Here is an 18,424-nt window from a genome sequence, read left to right as displayed (position 1 = left end):
AGAGATGCTGGCGGTCCGGACCGGTCCGCGCAAGCGGGGACCGGTAGGCTCGGAGCTCCTATGGCACTCAGCGCAACCCTGCACCACTTCGCCGTCCAGCTCGCCGATGTCGACCGCGGCGTCTACACCGACCTCGAGCTGCGGGTCGCCCGCCACCCCTCGGAGACCCTCGAGTACATGGTCACCCGCATCCTCGCCTACTGCCTGCAGTACGAGGAGGGCATCGTGTTCAGCGAGGGCGGCATCTCGGCCACCGACGAACCCGCCGTGCAGATCCGTGACCTGACCGGCCGGGTCACCGCCTGGATCGAGGTCGGCGCGCCCGACGCCGACCGCGTGCACCGGGGCAGCAAACTCGCCGGGCGCGCGGCGGTCTACACCCACCGCGATCCGGCCAAGGTGCTGGCCCAGTACGCGGGCAAGAAGATCCATCGCGCCGAGCAGATCCCGCTCTACGGCGTCGAGCGCGCGTTCGTCGACGCGGCCGCCGCGCTCGTCGACCGCCGCAATACCGCCACCCTCTCGGTCACCGAGGGTGTGCTCTACCTGGACCTCAACGGCACCAGCCTGCGCGGGGAGATCGCCGAACACCGGCTGGCCTGAGCCCGTATCGTCGCCAGGGTGTCCGATCTCAGCGTGATGAGCCGGTTCGTGTTGCCCGCGTTCCTGCGGCTCACCCGCCGCAACCGCAAGTATCTCGACGTGGCCGCGGCGCACGCCTACATCGCGCAGTGCGCGGCCTCGCCCGCGAGCTACCTGCCGCCCAAGCGCCTGCGCGGGGTGACGGTGACGCGGACCGAGGATCAGGGGTGGCCGGTGTTCACCCTCACGCCGTCCTCGGGGCGCTCGCGCGGCGGGCTGGTCTACGCGCACGGCGGTGGCTGGGTGGGCGAGATCGCCACACCGCACTGGCGGCTGGCCGCGCGCCTGGCCGCCGAGCTGGATCTCACGGTCACCGTCCCCATCTACCCGCTGATCCCCACCGGCACCGCGGCCCAGGTGATTCCGTGGTTCGCCGGTCTCGTCCTGGACAGCGCCGAACGCCACGGCCCGACCTTCCTGGCCGGTGATTCCGCGGGCGGCCAGATCGCGCTGTCCACCGCGCTGCACCTGCGCGACACCGCCCAGGCGAAAGTGCCACGCACGGTGGTGATCTCACCCGCGGTCGACCTCACCCTCGAGAACCCCGCCATCGACACCGTCCTCCCCGACGACCCCTGGCTCGGCCGCGACGGCGCCCTGGTCTTCGGCAACCTCTGGCGCGGCGACCTGCCCATGAAGCACCCCATGGTGAGCCCCCTGTTCGGCGACTTCACCGGCCTCGGCCCCCTCACCGTCTACAGCGGCACCCACGACATCCTCAACCCCGACACCCGCCTGCTCGTCGACAAGGCCACCTCCGCCGGCGTCGACGTCGACTATCACGAGGCCACGGGCCTGGTCCACGTCTACCCCCTCACGCCGACACCCGAGGGTGCCCGCGCGCGGGACCATCTCGTCGCGACCCTCCGCGCCGACCTGGACGGCTGAGTGTCACGCCCGCTCAGCGCTGGGACAGGTGCAGGTTGAGCAGGATGGTGAGTTGGGTGACGGCCTGGTCGAAGGGGTGGGGGGACTTGAGGGCGCGGCTGTGGACGATGGTGCCCTCGATGGTGGTGAGCAGGAAGCCGGCCAGGGATACGGCGGTGGCGCGTTCGATGCCGGTGGCGACGATGCCGTCGGCCAGGCGGGCGGTCCACTCGGCGAAGGCCTGACCGGCCACCGACTGCACGGCCGGGTCCAGCTCGTCGAGGGCGGCCGCCATCATGAACGAGCCCGCGCTGAAATCGGAATCCTCGAGCGGGGTGCGCCAGAAGGCCAGCAGGTCGGTGAGCCACTGCTGCACCGAGGGTGTGGTCTGCAGGGAATCCGCCATGGCGCTGACGTGCGAGTACACCAGCCGCGACACGATGCGTGCCGCCGTCTGCACCAATTCGCCCTTGCCGGAAGGGAAGTGCTGATACAGCGAATTGCGTGAGGTGTTGCTGCGCTTGAGCAGCTCGCTCAGCGCGGCCGCGTGCACGCCGTGCTGCTGCACGGTGCTGATGGTGTGTTCGATCAGTCGGGCGCGTGGTCCGGCGGCCATCCGATCTCCTCCCAACCCTTGATTGAACCGATCGGTTCATGTTAGACCTATTCGACGTGAACCGATCGGTTCATATGGAGAGGATGCCATGCCCACCCCCATCGCCACCGCTGTTCCGATCACCCATACCGGAATTCTCGGCCTCGGCGTCTACCGCCCGCGCCGCGTCGTGCCCAATGCCGAGATCGTCGAGGCCATCGATTCCTCCGACGAGTGGATCAAGACCCGCTCCGGCATCGAGGCGCGGCACTGGGCCGACGACACCGAGACCATCGTCGGCATGAGCGTGGCCGCGGCCCGCGACGCGCTCGCCGCGGCCGGGATCGCCGCCGAGCAGGTCGACGCGGTGATCCTCGCGACCTCCTCGCAGATGGTGCTGGGCCCGTCGGCCGGTGCCGTGGTCGCCACCGAACTCGGCATGCACGACACCGCCGCCTACGACATCTCCGCAGGGTGCGCGGGCTTCTGCTACGCACTGGCCGACGCCGCGAACCTCGTGCGCGCGGGCCAGGCCCGGCACGTGCTGGTAGTCGGGGTGGAACGACTCTCCGACCTGCTCGACACCGCCGACCGCACCTGCGCGTTCATCTTCGCCGACGGCGCGGGCGCGGTGGTGGTCGGCCCGGCCGAGCAGGAGGGCATCGGCCCGGTCGCCTGGGGTTCCGACGGCAGCCGCACCTCGGCGATCAAACAGGACAAGGACTTCGCCGAGTACTTCGCCGAGGTCGCCGAGAAGGGCGCCGACGCGGTGCGGCCGTATATCCGGATGAACGGCACCGAGGTCTTCCGCTGGGCGGTGACCTTCCTGGAGAAGGCGTGCCGTGCGGCGCTGGCCAACGCGGGCGTGGCCGCCGACGCGCTGGACGCCTTCGTCCCGCACCAGGCCAACAGTCGCATCACCGACGCCCTCGTCCGCGTCCTGGACCTGCCGGAGTCGGTCGCCATCGCCCGCGACATCGTCGAGACCGGCAACACCAGCGCGGCGTCGATCCCCATGGCCATGGAACAGTTGCTGCGCACCGGCGCCGCCCAGCCGGGTGACACCGCCTTGCTGCTCGGTTTCGGCGCGGGCCTGGCCTACGCGGGCCAGGTGGTGCACCTGCCGCCGATCGCCTGAGCTCAGTCGGCCGCGTGGTCCGGGGCCCGGCCGGTGACGTAGTCCCTGGCCCAGCGGTAGTCGGGTTTGCCGCTGGGGGAGCGGGAGATGGTGTCGGCCAGCCAGATCCGGTGCGGGATCTTGTAACCGGCCAGGTGGGGGCGCAGATGGGCGCGCAGGGCGGCGGGGTCGAAGGGGTGGCCGTCGGTGAGCGAGATGACGACGGCCACCTGGTGTCCCCAGCGCTCGTGCGGCACCCCGATGACCACCGCGTCGTAGACGGCGTCGTGGGATTTCACCACCGCCTCGACCTCTTCGGGGAACACCTTCTCGCCGCCGGTGTTGATCACCATGTTGCCGCGCCCGATCAGCGTGATCGACCCGTCGGTCTCGGCACGCGCCCGATCGTCGGTGACCACGATGCGGGCGCCGTCCACGGTCTTGAACAGCCGTTCGGTGCGTTCGGGGTCTTTGTAGTAGCCCAGCGGCACGGCGCCGGTCTTGGCCAGCCAGCCCTCCTCGCCGGGTGCGACGGGCCGCCCGTCCGCGTCGACGACCACCGCGCCACGCCCGGTCCGCACCCGTGGCCCGCGCCCGGGATCGTCGTCCTTCTGCGCGAATCCGATACCGCCGAAACCGGTTTCGGACGAGCCGATCGAATCCGACACCATCGAGGCCGGGAACTGTTCGAGCAGCGCGTTCTTCACCGGTTGCGACAGCAGCGCCGCGCCGGAGGCGATCACCAGCAGCGAGGACGCGTCCACCGGCCGGGCGGCGAACTCGTCGAGCAGTGGGCGGGCCATGGCGTCGCCGGTGATCACCATGACGTGCGGCTGGTGGTTGGCCACGGCCTGCCAGATCTTCCCCGGGTCGAATCGCGGCTCGAACAGCACCGCGTTGCCCGACCACAGGGCGTTGAAGGTGGGCATCATGGCGGCGGCGTGGATGAGCGGCGGCAGCACGAACCAGGTGCTGGGCACGCCCTGCGCGCCGGTGGCCGACTGCTGGTACTCGTCGCGGACCGGCTCGCCGCTGTAGAAGTCGATGCCGCCACCGAGCACGCGCCACATGTCCTCCTGGCGCCACATCACGCCCTTGGGCAGGCCGGTGGTGCCGCCGGTGTACATCATGAACAGGTCGTCGGCGGTGCGGGTCACGGTGGGGCGGAAGGGTTTTCCCTGCGCGATCAGCGCGTCGTAGCGCAGGTCGCCCTCACCGGGACCGGTGGCGGCGCGGTCGTCGTCGACGCGGATCACCGTCCGCAGTGCCGGGGTCTGCGTGAGCGCCTCGTGCACCGCCTCGCCGTAACAGGCGTGGTAGAGCAGCACCTCGAGGTCGGCATTGCCGTAGACGTAGGTCAGTTCGGTCGGCCCGTAGCGGTAGTTGATATTGATCGGGACCGCGGCCAGCTTGAAGCAGGCGATCAGCGTCTCCATGGTCTCGATGCTGTTGTGCAGCTGGAAACCCACATGGGTGCCGTGGCCGACGCCGCGCGCGGCCAGCTGATCGGCCAGCCGGTTCGCCCGGATGTCGAGGTCGCGGAAGCTCAGCCGTCGCTCCTGCTGGATCAGCGCCACCCGCTCGGGCATGGCGTCGACGGCGTGTTCGAACAGGTCGGCGAAGTTGTTGGCCATGGTGCATCCATCTCTGGGGCGAAGCACTCACACGACGGTGAGCGGGAGGGGTTTTCCGCGATCGGTGAAGGTGAAGGCGGCGCCGGTGCTGAACCGGGTCACCGCGACCTCGGGGGCCTCGCGGAAGGGCTGGTCGGCCCGCGTGACGGTGACGGTCCAGCCGTCGGGGCCGGATTCGGTGACGGTAGTCGTGAAGCGGGGATTCACCCCGCGCACCAGGGCGTCGAGCGGGCGTGGGTCCTCGGGGGTGAGCAGGGCGGGCCAGGTGCCGTCGGCCAGGGCGTCGCTGGTGGCTGGAAGGCGCACGCGCACAGCCTCGTCCACGACGCGTACGTCTATCCCGGTGTAGCCCAGCGGATTCAGGGCCGGGTGCACGCTCAGCACCGTGGCCAGGGCGTGCGCGTCGTCGCCGAGGCCGAGGCAGCGGCGTAGGCGTTCGGAGGTCAGACCCGCGATGCCGGTGAGCTGTTTGCCGCCGATGACGCGGGCGGTGTCGTCGTCGGAGCGGTCGCGGATCGCGATCAGGAACCCGAGGGTCAGCAGGTGCTGTTGCAGGCAGATCTCCTCGGCCAGTCTGCGCAGGGCGCTGTGCGAGAAGTCGGCGAAGCGCAGATCGCTCAGCAGCGGGCCGGCGTAGTCGGCCCGGCCGTCCTCGGCGGTGTCGATCGCATTCAGTTGCTGCTGTGCCGCACGGGAATCCGCGACCAGCGCCGCGTTCCGGGGGGCCGGTGGTGGGACATGCGCGGGGTCGATGACGACAGTCCACGCGCACACCGGCGTGCGGTCGGCGGGCACCCGCGGCGGGCGGTGCACCGGCCTGACCTGAGCGTGCGCATTGGTGGCCAGGGCGGTCGCGTCGAAGGTGGGGTCCTCGATGTCGTGGCACATGGCCACCACGAACGGCTCGCCCATCGGCTCCACGTCGGCGAGCGCGCCGCAGTGGTCGAGCCAGAACTCGCCGTGGTCGTGGTCGTCCACCCGGAAGCGGAAGTCCATGAACTGCGGTGGGGCGCCGATATCGAGTTGCAGGCCCTTGAAGATGGTTTCGACGCTGTCGCCGGGGAAGCGCAGCGCGCGCTGCATGCGGCGGGTGTAGACGGGACTGGCCAGCTGCCATTCCTCGATGGCGACCGCGGTCATCCCCTCCCGGCCGAACGCGGCGATGGTGTGCGCCATGCCCGACCGGTCGATGAGATGACCGCACAGCAGCAGCTCGGGCACCAGTGCCGCGAGCTGATCGCGCGAGAGCGCGGCGAATCCGCTCATCGCTGTCACCAGAGCGGGGCCGGGGACTCGCCGATGCGATACCAGCCCGGCAGCGGCTGCGCCGACACCGAGCGTTCGATGCGCTTGTGCATGCCGGGGGAGAGCGCGTTGTCGGTGATCATGTCCAGGAACAGCGCCGACACATTGCCGAAGTCGAAGAAGTCGCGCTGCCAGGACCATCGGAAGTCGCCGCCGTAGCGGAACCAGCTGCCGCCGATGCCCTCGGGCGAGTACGGCCGCCCGTCGGCGCGGGTGTTCTCGTTGACCTGCTTCCAGAAGCCGATCACCGTGCCGCTGCGCTCGTCGACGACGAACTCCTGATACGGATACGTCCAGCCCTCGAGCCCCAGCATCTCCTGGCCGAGGGCCAGCTCGCGGATCTCCTCGCGGCCCACCGACATGAACTCCTGCTTGGGCCCGTAGTTCCAGCCGTAGGTGGCGTCGACGGTGTACATCTCGGCCAGCGGCCGCCAGTCCCCGGCGCGCTCGCAGTCCTGGTTGGCCACCACCCAGCGCCGGACCATCTCGTCGAGTTCGCCGCGATCGAAAGCTGTCATCGGTGGGTCCCTTTCGAGGAATCGGGCTCGTCGGTGATCGACAGCGCCCGGGTGGGGCAGTAGCGGATGGCGGCCCGCACAGCCGCGTGCTCGTCGGCGCCGGGGGAAGGGTCGACGATCTCGACGGTGCCGCGCTTGGGCACGGTGAACACCGTGGGCGCCTCGTCCTGGCAGACCCCGTGGCCCTGGCACAGGTCCGCGTCGACCTCGATCCTCATGCCGCACCCCCGTCGGACCGCAGCGGCGCCTCCGGCTGCACCTCGACCAGCACCATGTGCACCCCGCGCGGCATCGAGACCACGGTGGTGACGGCGTCGGCGAGGTGTTCGGGCTTGAGCATGTAGGCGTGCCGGGCGAAACCCCAGTCCTTCCAGTCCTGGAGCAGCGGACCGACCACCTCGGGGGTGGCGTCCATGCCCATGCCGGTCAGCGTGGGCCCCGGTCGCACCAGTGACGCGCGAATCCCGCTGCCCTCCAGCTCCATACGCAGCTGGGTGACCATCGCTTCCAGCCCGGTCTTGGCCGCGCTGTAGGCGCCGGTGCGCGGGCGGACGTGGTCGGCGCAGTCGGAACTGATCACCACCAGATCGCCGCGCCGCCGGGCCCGCATCCCGGGCAGCACCCGATGGATCAGGCGTTGCGCGCCGACCAGATGCACCTGCACCTGGAGCAGGAACCGCTCGGGGTCCATCTCGCCGACCAGCGCGAACTCGATGTCACCCGCGCCGGAGACCAGGATCTCGGCCGGACCGACGGCCTGCTCGGCGGCACCGACGAACGCGTCCACCGAGGCGGCGTCGGTGACATCGAGCCGGTACGCGACGGCCTCGCCGCCGCCCGCGCGGATCTTGGCGGCCAGCTCCTCGCACCGGTCGACCCGGCGCGCGCCCAGCGCCACCGGATGACCCAGCTCGGCCAGCGCGACGGCCGTGGCCGCGCCGATACCGGAGGACGCCCCCGTGACGAGGGCGGGTCTGCGGTCGGGATGAGGGGTGAAGCGGGGCATCAGCGGGCCTCCACGGTGATCGGAAGATGGGCGAAGCCACGGACATTCGTGGAATGCACGCGCGCGATCCCGGCGTGGCCGACCGTGAAAGCCGGTACCCGGGCGACGAATTCGCCGAGCACGATGCGGGCCTCCAGGCGGGCCAGATGCGCGCCGAGGCAGAAGTGCACCCCCGCACCGAAACTCGCGAGCGTCCCGCCGTCCTGGCGGTCGATCACATAGCTGTCGCCGTCGTCGAAGGCGGCGGGATCGCGGTTGGCCGAGCCGATCAGCAGCAGCACCTTGGCGCCGGCGGGGATGGTCGCGCCGTGGTAGTCGATGTCGACGGCGGCGGTGCGCGCGACGATCTGGCTGGAGGTGTCGTAGCGCAGGGTCTCCTCGACCCAGTCGGCCACCAGCTCCGGCTCGGCGACCACCTTGGCGTACTCGTCCGGATTCGCCGCCGCCCAGTACAGGGCATTGCCCAGCAGTTTGGTGGTGGTCTCGTTGCCCGCGACGACCATCAGGAACAGGAATCCGATGATCTCCTCGTCGGTGAGGCTGTCCCCGTCGATCTCGGCGTCCAGCAGGGCCGAGGTGAGATCGTCGGCGCGGGTGACGCGGCGCTGGGCGACCATCTCGGTGTAGTAGCCGAACAGGCGGATCGAGGCGTCGATGGCCTCCACCGGTACGTCGAGCACGCCCTCCGCGCGGTGTACCACCAGGTCGGCCAGCCGCCGGATCTCGGCCCGGTCGGGCTCGGGCACCCCCATCAGCTCGGAGATGACATCCATCGGCAGCTTGCCCGCCACCTCGTCGATCCAGTCGAAATCCCCGCGCGCGACGGCGGGTTCGAGATGCTCGAGGGTGATCTCGCGGATGCGGTCGGTCATCTCGGCGACGCGCTTGGGCGTGAAGCCCTTGAACACCAGTTTGCGCATGCGCATGTGCCGCGGGTCGTCCATGGCCAGAAACGACATCACCCGGTGCGCGTGTGGCCCCCAGGCCGCCGGATCCAGTGACACCCCGTTCGCGCTGGAGAGCCGTTCGCTGTCGCGGAAGGCGGCGAGCACATCGGCGTGGCGCGACAGCGCCCAGAAGTCGAGGTCCGGGTTGTGGTACAGCGGCGCCTCGGTGCGCAGACGGTGATAGGTCGGGTACGGGTCCTCGTGGAACCGGTAGTCGTACGGGTCGAAGGTCACGGGTTCCACAGCGGCGCTCGTCATCGCGAATACCCCGGTTCCGGAAGGTCGTCCCCGCCGCGGGCCGAGGTGTTCGACCCGCTGTGAGACACGTAGCTGGACATGTGTCTGGACGGTACCACCGACACTGGTTCGGTACAACGCTTTCGGTCTGGAAAGGGGGCTCGACCGGCCTCTGAGCTGGTCGGAGCCAACTGGTCAATAATCTGAACCAGTGTCTGGAATGTGGTCTAAATCATATGGTACGGTCCCTCGCATGGCAGGGGTAGACGGCGAGGTCACGGCCGCACCGGAGGGCGCGGGGCAGCTGCTCCGGCGCAATTTCTCCGAGACCGTCCTGTCGAGTGTCGTGACGCTGGGACGCGCCCTGCGGATGGGTGCCGCGGCGATCCATCTCGGCACCGTCGACGCGCTGCGGCTGCGTTTCCCGCTCGGCGAGACCCTGACCCAGGCCTGGTTCCTGTTGCGCGTCACCGCCGTGCCGAGTGTGCTGATGGCCGTTCCGTTCGGGGTCATCGTGTCCGCGCAGGTCGGCAATATCGTCTCCGAGCTCGGTGCCGATTCGATGATCGGCGCGGCGGGCGGGCTCGGGGTGATCAAGCAGGGCGCGCCGATGGCGACCGCCATGCTGCTCGGCGGGGCCGGGGCCGCCGCCGTCGCCGCCGATCTGGGCGCCAGGACCATCCGTGAGGAGATCGATGCGCTGCGGGTGATGGGGGTGGACCCGGTGCGCAGGCTGGTTGTGCCGCGCATCGCGGCGATGATGCTGGTGGCGCCGGTGCTCACTGTCGTGATCATCGTGGTCGGGATCGGTTCGGGCTTCGCGGTGGCGGTCTCGGCGCTGGATGTGACGCCGGGCAGCTACTGGCAGTCGTTCGGGGCGTTCACCATGCCGCTGGATGTGTGGGTCGCGCTGGTGAAGGCCGTGATCTTCGGGTTCCTGGTGGTGGTCATCGCCTGTCAGCGCGGGCTGGAGGCCGGCGGTGGTCCGCGCGGGGTCGCCGACGGGGTCAATGCCGCGGTGGTGATGTCGATCGCCGCCGCGGTGGTGCTCAACACCGTGATCACGCAGGTGGTCACGATGTTCTTCCCGGTGCGGATGGCCTGATGACGGCCGCGGGTGGGGTGTGGCGGCGTGGGCTGGGGCCGGTGGAGTCGATCGGGTTCGTGGTCGGCTTCGTCTGGCAGGTGCTGTCCTCGGTGCCGTACACGCTGGCGCACTACCGCAAGCAGACGATCACCACGATCACCGACATGACCTGGGGGCGCGGGTCGGTGATCATCGGCGGCGGGGTGGTGCCGCTGATGCTGCTGCTCGGCGCGGCCATGGGCGCCTCCATCGGGATCGAGGCGTTCAGCGCGCTGAACCTGCTCTCGCTCGGCCAGCTCAGCGGACTCGTCTCGGCCTTCGGGGTGACCAGGGAACTGGCGCCGATCGCGGCCGGGATCGGCTTCGCCGCGCAGGCGGGCTGCCGGATGACCGCCGAGATCGGCTCCATGCGCATCTCCGAGGAGATCGACGCCATCGAGTCGCTGGGCATCCGCTCGGTGCCCTTCGTGGTGACCACCCGGGTGATCGCCGGAATCGTCGCGGTGGCACCGGCATTCGTCGTCGCGCTGATCCTGAGCTACTTCTCCTGCGCGTTCGTGGTGACCACGATCCACGGCACCCCGACCGGCACCTACAACCACTACTTCGACCAGTTCGTGGTCGGCTGGGATGTGTTCGCCGCCGTCGTCAAGGTGACGGTGTTCGCGATCGCGGTCGTGCTGATCCACTGCTATCAGGGCTATTTCGCCACCGGCGGGCCGGAAGGGGTCGGCATCGGGTCGGGGCGGGCGATCCGCGCCAGCCTGGTCGCCATCATCGCCCTGGACATGCTCGCCACCATCGCACTGTGGGGATTCCGGTCTCCCGTCACATTCACCGGGTGATGCCATGCCTGCCTATGCCCTGCCGGGGACCGAGGTCGGTCCCGCGCGTGCCCGCCTGCTCGGGGCGCTGACCCTGGTGCTCGCCCTGCTCGGTGTGCTCGGCTGGCGGGCGCTGCCCGACGGCGGTCCCGGCGACGAGATCCGGGTCGCGCTGCTGGTCGGTGCGGTCGGGGCCGGGATCGAGCCGGGGACCCACGTCCGCCTCGACGGCGTCCGGGTCGGAACGGTCGAGACGATCGCTGCCGCCGGAGTGGGCAGGCAGCGGATCACGGTGGCGCTGAGCGGTTCCCAGCTGTTCGGTCTCACCGACGCGGTGGCGCTGGACTACGCGCCCGGCAATCTGTTCGGCATCAGCGCCGTCGAGCTGCGCGCGGGTACGGGCGGGACGGCGCTGCGCGACGGAACGGTCGTCGACCTCACCGGTCCCGGGGAACGGGTGCACGACGCCACCCTCTCGGCGCTGCTCACCGCCACCGGCGCGCTCACCGAGGAGGTGCTGACCCCGCGCCTGGCCGCCCTGCTGAGCACCGTCGCCCGCGACCTCACCGCCTTCACCCCGCTGTTCGAGGCCATCGGCAGCACCGCCCGCTCCTACACCGAGACCCGGCGGCTGGCGCCCTCGTTCCTGTTCGGGCAGTGGGGTTCCGCGTTGACCGGCCTGCCGCCGATGCTCACCGGCAGCCTCACCCTGCTCAACGCCGAATACACCAACGCGTACCTGAGCGTCCCCGACCAGCTCACCCGGTTCGGCGCCATGTTCGCCGGCATCCAGTACCAGCTGCTGCCCACGGTGACCCGGCTGCTCAGCACCTCCCGGCTGTACTTCGGCGGCATCCTGCCCATGATCGGCCTGGTCCTCGACCGCGTCGCCGGTTCGGTGAGCGACCCGCGACTCTCGGCGGGGGAGCTGGCCGACCTGCTCACCCGGCTCGACGCGGCTTTCGCCGACACCCCCGACGGCCCGGTGTTGCGCGCGGGAATCACCCTCGACGGTGTGCCCGCGCTGGCGGGGCCGCTGGCCGCACTGCTCGAGGCGGGCGGACGCTGATGCGGACCGGATCGCTGCTGCTGCGCGTGACGCTGGCCCTGGTGTTGACCGGGGTGGCGCTGGCCGGGGTGCTGCGCGTCATCGAACGACCCGTCGACGGTGAGACCGACACCTATACAGCACTGTTCACCGACGCCAACGGACTGCGCGACGGCGACGACGTGCGGTTGTACGGGGTGCAGGTCGGCAAGGTGGTCTCGGTCGAACTCGACGGCGCGTTGGCCCGGGTGCGTTTCACCGTGAGCCGGGACCGGGTGCTGTTCGCGAACAGCAGGATCGCCCTGCGCTACCAGAACCTCACCGGCTTCCGGTATCTGGAAGTCCAGCAGCCCGAGCAGCCCGCCGGTCGGCGTGATCCGGTGACGGTCTTCGGCACGGACGAGACGGTCCCGGATTTCGATATCACCCGGCTGTTCAAGGGATTACAGCCCGTGCTGGCCGAACTCTCGCCCGACGACCTCAACCGCTTCGCCACCAGCCTGCTCGCCGTGATCCAGGGTGACGGCTCCGGCGTCGGCCAGGCACTGAGCGCCATCGACACGCTCAGCCGCTACGCCACCGATCGGCAGGCGGTGCTGTCGACCCTGGCGGGCAATCTCGCCCAGGTCGCCGGGCAGCTCGGCGGGAGGTCGGGCAATGCCATGCGTCTGCTCACCAATCTCACCAACCTGTTCATCACCATCACCGAAAAGCTGCCCGGCCTGGTCGATTTCGCCAACGGCATCCCCGACGTACTGAAGCCCTTGCGCAGCATGCTGACCGTGTTCGGGGTGACCGGCACACCCCGGACGCGACCTCGATGCCGCACTGCGCCAGGCATTTCCGAATCCCGCCGAGGCGGTGGCCGCCTTCGACCGGCTGCCGGGTCTCGTCGAGGCGATGGCTCGTACGGTCCCGGCGAGCGGCCCCGGCCTCACCTGCACCCAGGGCACCGCTGCCGCACCGGCGCCGCTCCAGGTACTCATCGCCGGACAGGGGGTCGTGCTGTGTCACCGATGATCCGGAGCAGTGATCCGCGTGCCGCCGAAATACGTTGGGGGATAGGCGGACTCTGCGCGGCGGTGCTGCTGCTCGTCGCGATCGGCGTCGTGTACGTCACGGGGACCTCCGCGCGACACACCTATGTCGCCGAACTGAGCCAGGCCGGATCGGTCCGCCCCGGTGACGACGTGCGGCTGGCGGGAATCCCCGTCGGCAAGGTGCGGTCGCTGACGCTGCTGGCCGACCGGGTGCGGATGGAGTTCACCGTGTCGGCCGAGGCGTTTCTCGGCGACGCGACCACCCTCGACATCCGGATGCTGACCTTCGTCGGCGGCTACTACGTCGCCGTGCTCCCCGCGGGCACCGAACCCTTGGGCGAGAAGGTGATTCCCCGCGAGCGGGTGATCGTGCCCTACAACCTGACCCAGGCGTTCCAGGACGCGGTGGACCCGGTCCGGCGCATCGACGGGACGGTGTTGCGGCGGGACCTGGCCGCCCTGTCGGCCTCGCTGGACCGCAGTCCGGACGCCGTGCGCTCGGCCGTGCGCGCCGCCGGTGACCTGGTGACCATCCTGGACCGGCAGAGCGCCGACATCTCGCGCACACTCGCGCTGGCCGACGAGTACCTCACGGCGCTGGCGGCCAACGCCCAGGTGCTGGCGAACCTGATCGTCACCCTGGGCACGCTCGAGCAGATCATCCAGACCAACAAGGCGCAGGTCGCCGATTCACTGCGCGATCTGGCGGTGGTGCTGCGTGATCTCACGCCGCTGGGCGTGGCCTGGGACGAGTCGCTGAAACAGCGCGCGCGACCGCTGGCCGAGGCCATCCCCACCCTGGAGGACCTCGGCGGCAGGCTCGGCACGCTGCTGGACGCCGTGCGCGCGCTCGAACAGAGACTGCTCCCGCTGCTGCCCGCCGAGGGCGGCGTCCGGATCGACCGGTCCGGCACGACGATCGAGGTGCCCGCCCTGTGCGTGCCACTGCCCGGAGGTGGGTGCTGATGGGGACGGCGGTACTGGCCTCGCGCGGGGTCATGTCGGTGGCGGTGGTCGTCACGCTGGTGCTGGCCGGTGCGCTGGGGCTGCGGCTGAGCAGGCCGGAGCCGCCCACCCGGGCCTATTGCGCCGAGATGCCCGACGCCATCGGCTTGTACGAGGGCAGCGCGGTGACGGTGCTGGGTGTGCAGGTCGGCCGGGTCACCGGAATCCGGGTCGCCGGGGCTACCGCCCATGTCGAATTCACCGTCCGCGCCGACCGCGCGCTGCCGCCCGATGTCGGCGCGGTGACGGTGAGCGACACCCTGGTCGCCGACCGGCGCCTCGCCCTGATCGGCGCCGAACCCGACGGACCCGGCTGGAATCCGGGGACCTGCATCACCAGAACCCTGACACCCAAGAGCCTTTCGCAGACCTTCGACGCGCTCGCCCGGCTGGCCGACCAGCTCAACGGCGCCGACGCCACCGGCCTCGGCGCCGGGATCGACGCCCTCGACCGGGCCACGGCGGGTACCGGCGGCCAGGTCAACGACATCATCCTGGCCCTGAGCCGGGCACTGGACGCGCCCGACGCCGCCATCGGCCACCTCGGAGAACTCCTCGACGCCCTCGCCGCCCTGGCCCAGCGCGCCCGCGGCGGCTGGGGGCAGGTGGAGACCACCGTGAGCGGCTTGCCGCAGACCTTCGAGGACATCGTCACCATCGCCTTCCCACCGATCATCGAGATCGTCGACACGCTCTCGGATCTGCTGCCCCAGCTCAACGACGTGATCCTGATGTTCGGCGGGCCGGCCCTGCGGGCGGTGAACAGCGTGCCCGATCTGCCGCGCCTGATCGCGGCGGGTGTCGCCTCGCTCGCGGAGGTGATCGCGATGACCCCGACCATCGCCACCGGACTCGCGGGGGCCGTCGATCCGGTCAGCGGCACCGTCACTCTCGGCTACGCACCGCCGAGACTGGCTCTGGCACAGCAGGACACCGAGCGATTCTGTGCCGCACTGGCCGCTGTCACGGGGGAACGCTGCGCACTGTCGGACGGCGGTGTGGCGACGATCCCGGCCCTGCCCGCACTACTGGCGGGGGTGAGTGCCCGATGAGGTGGGTCGTGACGACGGTCCTCGCGGTCGCCCGGCGGGACGCGGGCTGTTGCGGTCGACCCGGCCGTGGACGTGCGGTGCGGACGGTCGTGTCGCTGTTGCTGGTCGGGGTGCTCGCCGGGTGCGGGTTCGGTCCGGACGATCTGCCCGGCGCCGGGATGTCCGGGGCGACCTATCCGCTGCGTATCGAATTCGCGAATGTGCTGAATCTGCCGCAGGGCGCGAAGGTGATCGCTTCGGGGGTGCGGGTCGGCAGCCTGACCGGGGTCACCCTGGTGGACGCGGTCACCGCCACCTCGGACCAGGTGCCACGCAGCGGATACGCCGTGGCCGAGGTCGTCATCGACCGCTCGGTGCGGCTGCGGCAGGGCACCACAGCCACCCTCCGCCAGGAGACCCCGCTCGGTGACGTGCACATCGCGCTTGCCGAACCCGCCACGGCGACACCGGAACTCGCTCCGGGCGCGACCATCCCGCTCACCGACACCACCCAGGCGCCGCCGATCGAAGACATCCTCGCCGGGCTGTCCACCTTCGTCGGCAGCGGCGCGGTGGGCGACTTCCAGCACATCGTGCGCACCATGAACGGCGTCTTCCCGGCCGACCCCCGCGACACCGCCCGCATCGCCGAGGTGCTGCGCGGCGACACGATCGACCTCGGCACCCACCTGGACTCCGTCGACGCGCTGCTCGACGGCATGGAAGCCACCGTCGAGGACGGGCTCCAGCACAATGTGCCGATCCTCGACGAGCTGCTCACCCCGTACGGCGTCGAGCACACCACCGACGCGGTGAACGCGCAGATCGGCGTCATCTTCGTGCTCACCGCGCTCGGCCCGGTCGCGCCGAGCGCGCAATGGCTGGGGCCGCTGCTGTCCTCGCTCGACGACACCACCCGCGCGCTGGTCCCCATGCTGCTGGGCCGCAGCCCGCTCGACACGACCGCGCCGTCGAACCTGAAGGCGCTGCGGGAGTTCATCGACACGGATCTGGTGCCGTTCGCCACGCGCGGACCGAAGATCGACCTGGTCGAGGTCACCGTCGCGCCCGCGCTCACGCCGGACGCGCGCAGCGCGCGCATCGTCGACACCCTGCGGATGATCGGGCTGGTGCGATGAACCTCCGGGCTGTGGTGTCACTGGCCGCCATCGCGGCGGTGCTGGTCTTCGGCGTGGGCTACATGTCGCTCGGCGTACTGCGGCTCGACCCGCGCATCGGCTACATGACCGCCGAACTGGCGCTGGACGAGACGGGCGGGATCGGCCCGAATGCGCCGGTGCTGCTGGCAGGCGTCCGGGTCGGGCAGGTCGAGACGGTACGCAGGCAGGCCGACGGGGTGCGGGTGCGGCTGCGCATCGATGATCGCCACCGCATCCCGCTGTCCGGCACGGTCCGTATCGAACAGCTCTCCGCCCTCGGCGAACCCTATGTCGCCTTCGCCCCGGCATCCGGCGACGGCCCGTATCTCGCGGACGGCCAGGTGATTCCGGCCGACCGGGTCCAGCTCCCGATGACGGTGACGGCGCTGTCGGCCCGGCTGGTGACGCTGCTCGACCAGCTCGACCCCGGCGCCATCTCACGCCTGGTCGGCACCGTCGACCAGGCGCTCACCGGCACCGAGGCCGCCGTGGGCACGCTGCAACGCTCCACGACCCTGCTCGCGGCCACGCTGCTCAGCCGCACCGCCACGATCCGCCAACTCCTCGCCGACATGCAGGCGCTCGGCGGCGACATGGCCTGGCTCGGACCGTCCCTGGGATCGGCGGGCCCGAACTTCGGCGAGTTCGGCGTCACCCTGAGTGCCATCGTCGAATCCGGTTCGGCCCTGGTCGAGAGCAGACCACTGGACGACTACTTCACCGGTGACGGTCTGGTGCCGTTCCTGGACGCACTCACCGCGCTGATCACCGAGATCGGCCCGAGCCTGGCACCCCTGGAACAGGTACTGGGCCCGGTGGTCGCCGACGCGGTGCACCGGGCGCCGGTCATCGACATCAGCGCGCTCATCAGCCAAGCCCTGCAGAACGTCGACGCCGAAGGCACCGTGCACTTCCGTCTCGGCATCAAATAGACCCCACCGAGGAACGCCCATGCCCGAAGCCACGCCCTCCCCGCGCACCGTTTCCGTGCGGCTCTCGACCGTGCTGGGCGCCGTCGCCCTCGCCGCGCTCACGATCGCCACCGTCACCTTCGCCCTGCTGTACTCCACGGCCGCGGGCAGCCTCGCCGAGCGCGACGCCAGGGCCGCCGACGACCGGCACGTCACCCAGCTCGCCACCGACTACGCCGTGGGCGCCTCCACCATCGACTATCGCGAGGTGCCCGCCTGGCTGGGAAGGCTGAAAACCGGCACCACCGGGCAGCTCGCGGCCAAGTTCGACGCCACCGCACCGCAATTGGAACAGATCCTGCTCCCGCTGCAATGGACCTCTACCGCCACCCCGCTCTCGGCGGCGGTGGTCTCGGAGTCCGGTGGCGTCTACCGGGTGAACGCCTACCTCGACGTCGTGTCCACCAGCGCGCAGACACCCGAGGGCACCCGCGCGACGGTCGCCTACGCGCTGACCATCGACCGGGCCGCGGGCTGGCAGATCACCGAGGTCGGCGGGCTGCAGAACACGCTGCCCGCCAAGTAGCTCAGTAGGCGATGAAGAGGATCTCGTCGGGGGTGTAGTCGTGGCCGGGATGGTTGGCGGCCAGGTGCTCCTGGGTCAGCGCGATGAGGTTCTCCTCGTCGGTGCCACGGATCTGCTCGCCGCACGGGCAGTTCAGGCGGGTCTTCATGCTGCTCTCCTCATTTCTGGACAGTAGTCCGGATTGTATTCCAGGTGGTGTGCTAGCGTCACCGCATGGGTGCTGTGGACGAGATCTCGGCCGGGGAACTGTTCGCGTTCGCCGAGCAGGTCACCGGGTTCATGCCTGCCGAGGAGGGGCGTGCTCTCTACGCGGCGGCCCGGGACCATGCCGGGGACGGCGTCATCGTGGAGATCGGGACGTACTGCGGGAAGTCGACCGTCTACCTGGCCGCCGCCGCGCGGGAGACCGGCGCGGCCGTGGTCACCGTCGACCACCACCGCGGTTCCGAGGAGCACCAGCCGGGCTGGGAGTACCACGACGCCTCCCTGGTCGACCCGGAGACCGGTGCCTTCGACACCGTGACGGCCTTCCGGCGCACCATGATTCGCGCGGGCCTCACCGATACCGTCACCGCGATCGTCGGCTCCTCCTCGGCCGCCGCGCGTATCTGGCGCACACCGATCCGCATGCTGTTCATCGACGGCGGCCACACCGAGGAGGCGGCCCAGCGCGACTACGACAACTGGGTGCACTGGATCGCCGGTGGGGGCCTGCTCGCCATTCATGATGTCTTCCCCGATCCCGCCGACGGTGGTCGTCCGCCCTTCCATATCTATCGTCGCGCACTCGACAGTGGCAAGTTTCGCGAAGTCTCGGTCACCGGGTCGTTGCGGATTCTGCGCCGCAGCGCGGGCTGCGGCTGA

20 protein-coding genes are annotated in these 18,424 nt (G+C 70.3%); 12 read left to right on the top strand and 8 right to left on the bottom strand.

What is annotated here, in order from left to right:
• Positions 1 to 60: 60 nt before the first annotated feature.
• Both ACFC06_RS26450 and ACFC06_RS26445 read left to right on the top strand, forming a co-directional pair.
• Positions 61 to 603, top strand: coding sequence for a YaeQ family protein (locus ACFC06_RS26450; RefSeq protein WP_375937177.1), 543 nt, complete (start codon positions 61 to 63; stop codon positions 601 to 603).
• Between the two features lie 18 nt (positions 604 to 621).
• A complete protein-coding gene (locus tag ACFC06_RS26445; protein WP_375937174.1) occupies positions 622 to 1,530 on the top strand; it encodes an alpha/beta hydrolase fold domain-containing protein in 909 nt (302 codons plus the stop codon).
• Positions 1,531 to 1,543: 13 nt separating this feature from the next.
• Here ACFC06_RS26445 and ACFC06_RS26440 read toward each other — a convergent pair whose 3' ends face one another.
• Positions 1,544 to 2,125 carry a TetR/AcrR family transcriptional regulator gene (locus ACFC06_RS26440; RefSeq protein ID WP_375937171.1) on the bottom strand — a complete coding sequence of 194 codons (582 nt, stop codon included), beginning with the start codon at positions 2,123 to 2,125 and terminating at the stop codon, positions 1,544 to 1,546.
• An 88-nt stretch (positions 2,126 to 2,213) separates the two neighbouring features.
• Between ACFC06_RS26440 and ACFC06_RS26435 the strand changes: the two genes are divergently transcribed.
• On the top strand, positions 2,214 to 3,242 hold the full coding sequence (locus ACFC06_RS26435) for a beta-ketoacyl-ACP synthase 3 (protein WP_375937168.1): 1,029 nt from the start codon (positions 2,214 to 2,216) through the stop codon (positions 3,240 to 3,242).
• A 2-nt stretch (positions 3,243 to 3,244) separates the two neighbouring features.
• On the opposite strand, the gene ACFC06_RS26430 is transcribed toward ACFC06_RS26435, so the two are convergent.
• The 6 genes from ACFC06_RS26430 to ACFC06_RS26405 are packed head-to-tail and all read right to left on the bottom strand — an operon-like array spanning position 3,245 to position 8,889.
• Entirely contained in the window at positions 3,245 to 4,855 is a 1,611-nt protein-coding gene (locus ACFC06_RS26430) for an acyl-CoA synthetase (protein WP_375937165.1), read from the bottom strand.
• A gap of 27 nt (positions 4,856 to 4,882) precedes the next feature.
• A complete protein-coding gene (locus ACFC06_RS26425) occupies positions 4,883 to 6,121 on the bottom strand; it encodes a hypothetical protein (RefSeq protein WP_375937162.1) in 1,239 nt (412 codons plus the stop codon).
• A 5-nt stretch (positions 6,122 to 6,126) separates the two neighbouring features.
• Entirely contained in the window at positions 6,127 to 6,678 is a 552-nt protein-coding gene (locus ACFC06_RS26420; protein WP_375937159.1) for a nuclear transport factor 2 family protein, read from the bottom strand.
• The gene (locus ACFC06_RS26415; RefSeq protein WP_375937156.1) at positions 6,675 to 6,896 is read right to left on the bottom strand and encodes a ferredoxin; all 222 of its coding nucleotides are present in this window, start codon (positions 6,894 to 6,896) and stop codon (positions 6,675 to 6,677) included. Before ACFC06_RS26415 ends, ACFC06_RS26420 begins: the two co-directional genes overlap by 4 nt.
• Positions 6,893 to 7,684 (bottom strand): SDR family oxidoreductase, encoded by a 792-nt coding sequence (locus ACFC06_RS26410; protein ID WP_375937153.1) that lies wholly within the window; start codon positions 7,682 to 7,684, stop codon positions 6,893 to 6,895. The genes ACFC06_RS26415 and ACFC06_RS26410 overlap by 4 nt, the downstream gene beginning before the upstream one ends.
• Positions 7,684 to 8,889 (bottom strand): cytochrome P450, encoded by a 1,206-nt coding sequence (locus tag ACFC06_RS26405; RefSeq protein ID WP_375937150.1) that lies wholly within the window; start codon positions 8,887 to 8,889, stop codon positions 7,684 to 7,686. The genes ACFC06_RS26410 and ACFC06_RS26405 overlap by 1 nt, the downstream gene beginning before the upstream one ends.
• Positions 8,890 to 9,121: 232 nt before the next feature.
• On the opposite strand from ACFC06_RS26405, the gene ACFC06_RS26400 reads away from it, so the two are divergent.
• From ACFC06_RS26400 to ACFC06_RS26365, 8 genes are all read left to right on the top strand, one after another.
• On the top strand, positions 9,122 to 9,973 hold the full coding sequence (locus ACFC06_RS26400; RefSeq protein WP_375937147.1) for an MlaE family ABC transporter permease: 852 nt from the start codon (positions 9,122 to 9,124) through the stop codon (positions 9,971 to 9,973).
• The gene (locus ACFC06_RS26395) at positions 9,973 to 10,800 is read left to right on the top strand and encodes an ABC transporter permease (RefSeq protein ID WP_375937144.1); all 828 of its coding nucleotides are present in this window, start codon (positions 9,973 to 9,975) and stop codon (positions 10,798 to 10,800) included. Before ACFC06_RS26400 ends, ACFC06_RS26395 begins: the two co-directional genes overlap by 1 nt.
• 4 nt (positions 10,801 to 10,804) lie before the next feature.
• The gene (locus tag ACFC06_RS26390; protein ID WP_375937141.1) at positions 10,805 to 11,848 is read left to right on the top strand and encodes a mammalian cell entry protein; all 1,044 of its coding nucleotides are present in this window, start codon (positions 10,805 to 10,807) and stop codon (positions 11,846 to 11,848) included.
• The gene (locus ACFC06_RS26385) at positions 11,848 to 13,833 is read left to right on the top strand and encodes an MlaD family protein (protein ID WP_375937138.1); all 1,986 of its coding nucleotides are present in this window, start codon (positions 11,848 to 11,850) and stop codon (positions 13,831 to 13,833) included. The genes ACFC06_RS26390 and ACFC06_RS26385 overlap by 1 nt, the downstream gene beginning before the upstream one ends.
• Positions 13,833 to 14,924, top strand: coding sequence for an MlaD family protein (locus ACFC06_RS26380; RefSeq protein ID WP_375937135.1), 1,092 nt, complete (start codon positions 13,833 to 13,835; stop codon positions 14,922 to 14,924). Before ACFC06_RS26385 ends, ACFC06_RS26380 begins: the two co-directional genes overlap by 1 nt.
• A 77-nt stretch (positions 14,925 to 15,001) precedes the next feature.
• Positions 15,002 to 16,042 carry an MlaD family protein gene (locus tag ACFC06_RS26375; RefSeq protein ID WP_375937133.1) on the top strand — a complete coding sequence of 347 codons (1,041 nt, stop codon included), beginning with the start codon at positions 15,002 to 15,004 and terminating at the stop codon, positions 16,040 to 16,042.
• A gap of 11 nt (positions 16,043 to 16,053) precedes the next feature.
• A complete protein-coding gene (locus ACFC06_RS26370) occupies positions 16,054 to 16,995 on the top strand; it encodes an MlaD family protein (RefSeq protein WP_375937130.1) in 942 nt (313 codons plus the stop codon).
• Between the two features lie 19 nt (positions 16,996 to 17,014).
• Positions 17,015 to 17,560, top strand: a complete 546-nt coding sequence (locus ACFC06_RS26365; RefSeq protein WP_375937127.1) for a hypothetical protein — start codon at positions 17,015 to 17,017, stop codon at positions 17,558 to 17,560.
• A 1-nt stretch (position 17,561) separates the two neighbouring features.
• Here ACFC06_RS26365 and ACFC06_RS26360 read toward each other — a convergent pair whose 3' ends face one another.
• Positions 17,562 to 17,708 (bottom strand): DUF1059 domain-containing protein, encoded by a 147-nt coding sequence (locus ACFC06_RS26360; protein ID WP_278263066.1) that lies wholly within the window; start codon positions 17,706 to 17,708, stop codon positions 17,562 to 17,564.
• A gap of 65 nt (positions 17,709 to 17,773) precedes the next feature.
• Here ACFC06_RS26360 and ACFC06_RS26355 point away from each other — a divergent pair, with 65 nt between their 5' ends.
• On the top strand, positions 17,774 to 18,424 hold the full coding sequence (locus ACFC06_RS26355) for a class I SAM-dependent methyltransferase (RefSeq protein ID WP_375937122.1): 651 nt from the start codon (positions 17,774 to 17,776) through the stop codon (positions 18,422 to 18,424).

It is taken from the genome of Nocardia sp. NPDC056064, assembly GCF_042266925.1.
Classification (GTDB): Bacteria; Actinomycetota; Actinomycetes; order Mycobacteriales; family Mycobacteriaceae; genus Nocardia.
This window is presented reverse-complemented; position numbering and strand designations above follow the sequence as displayed.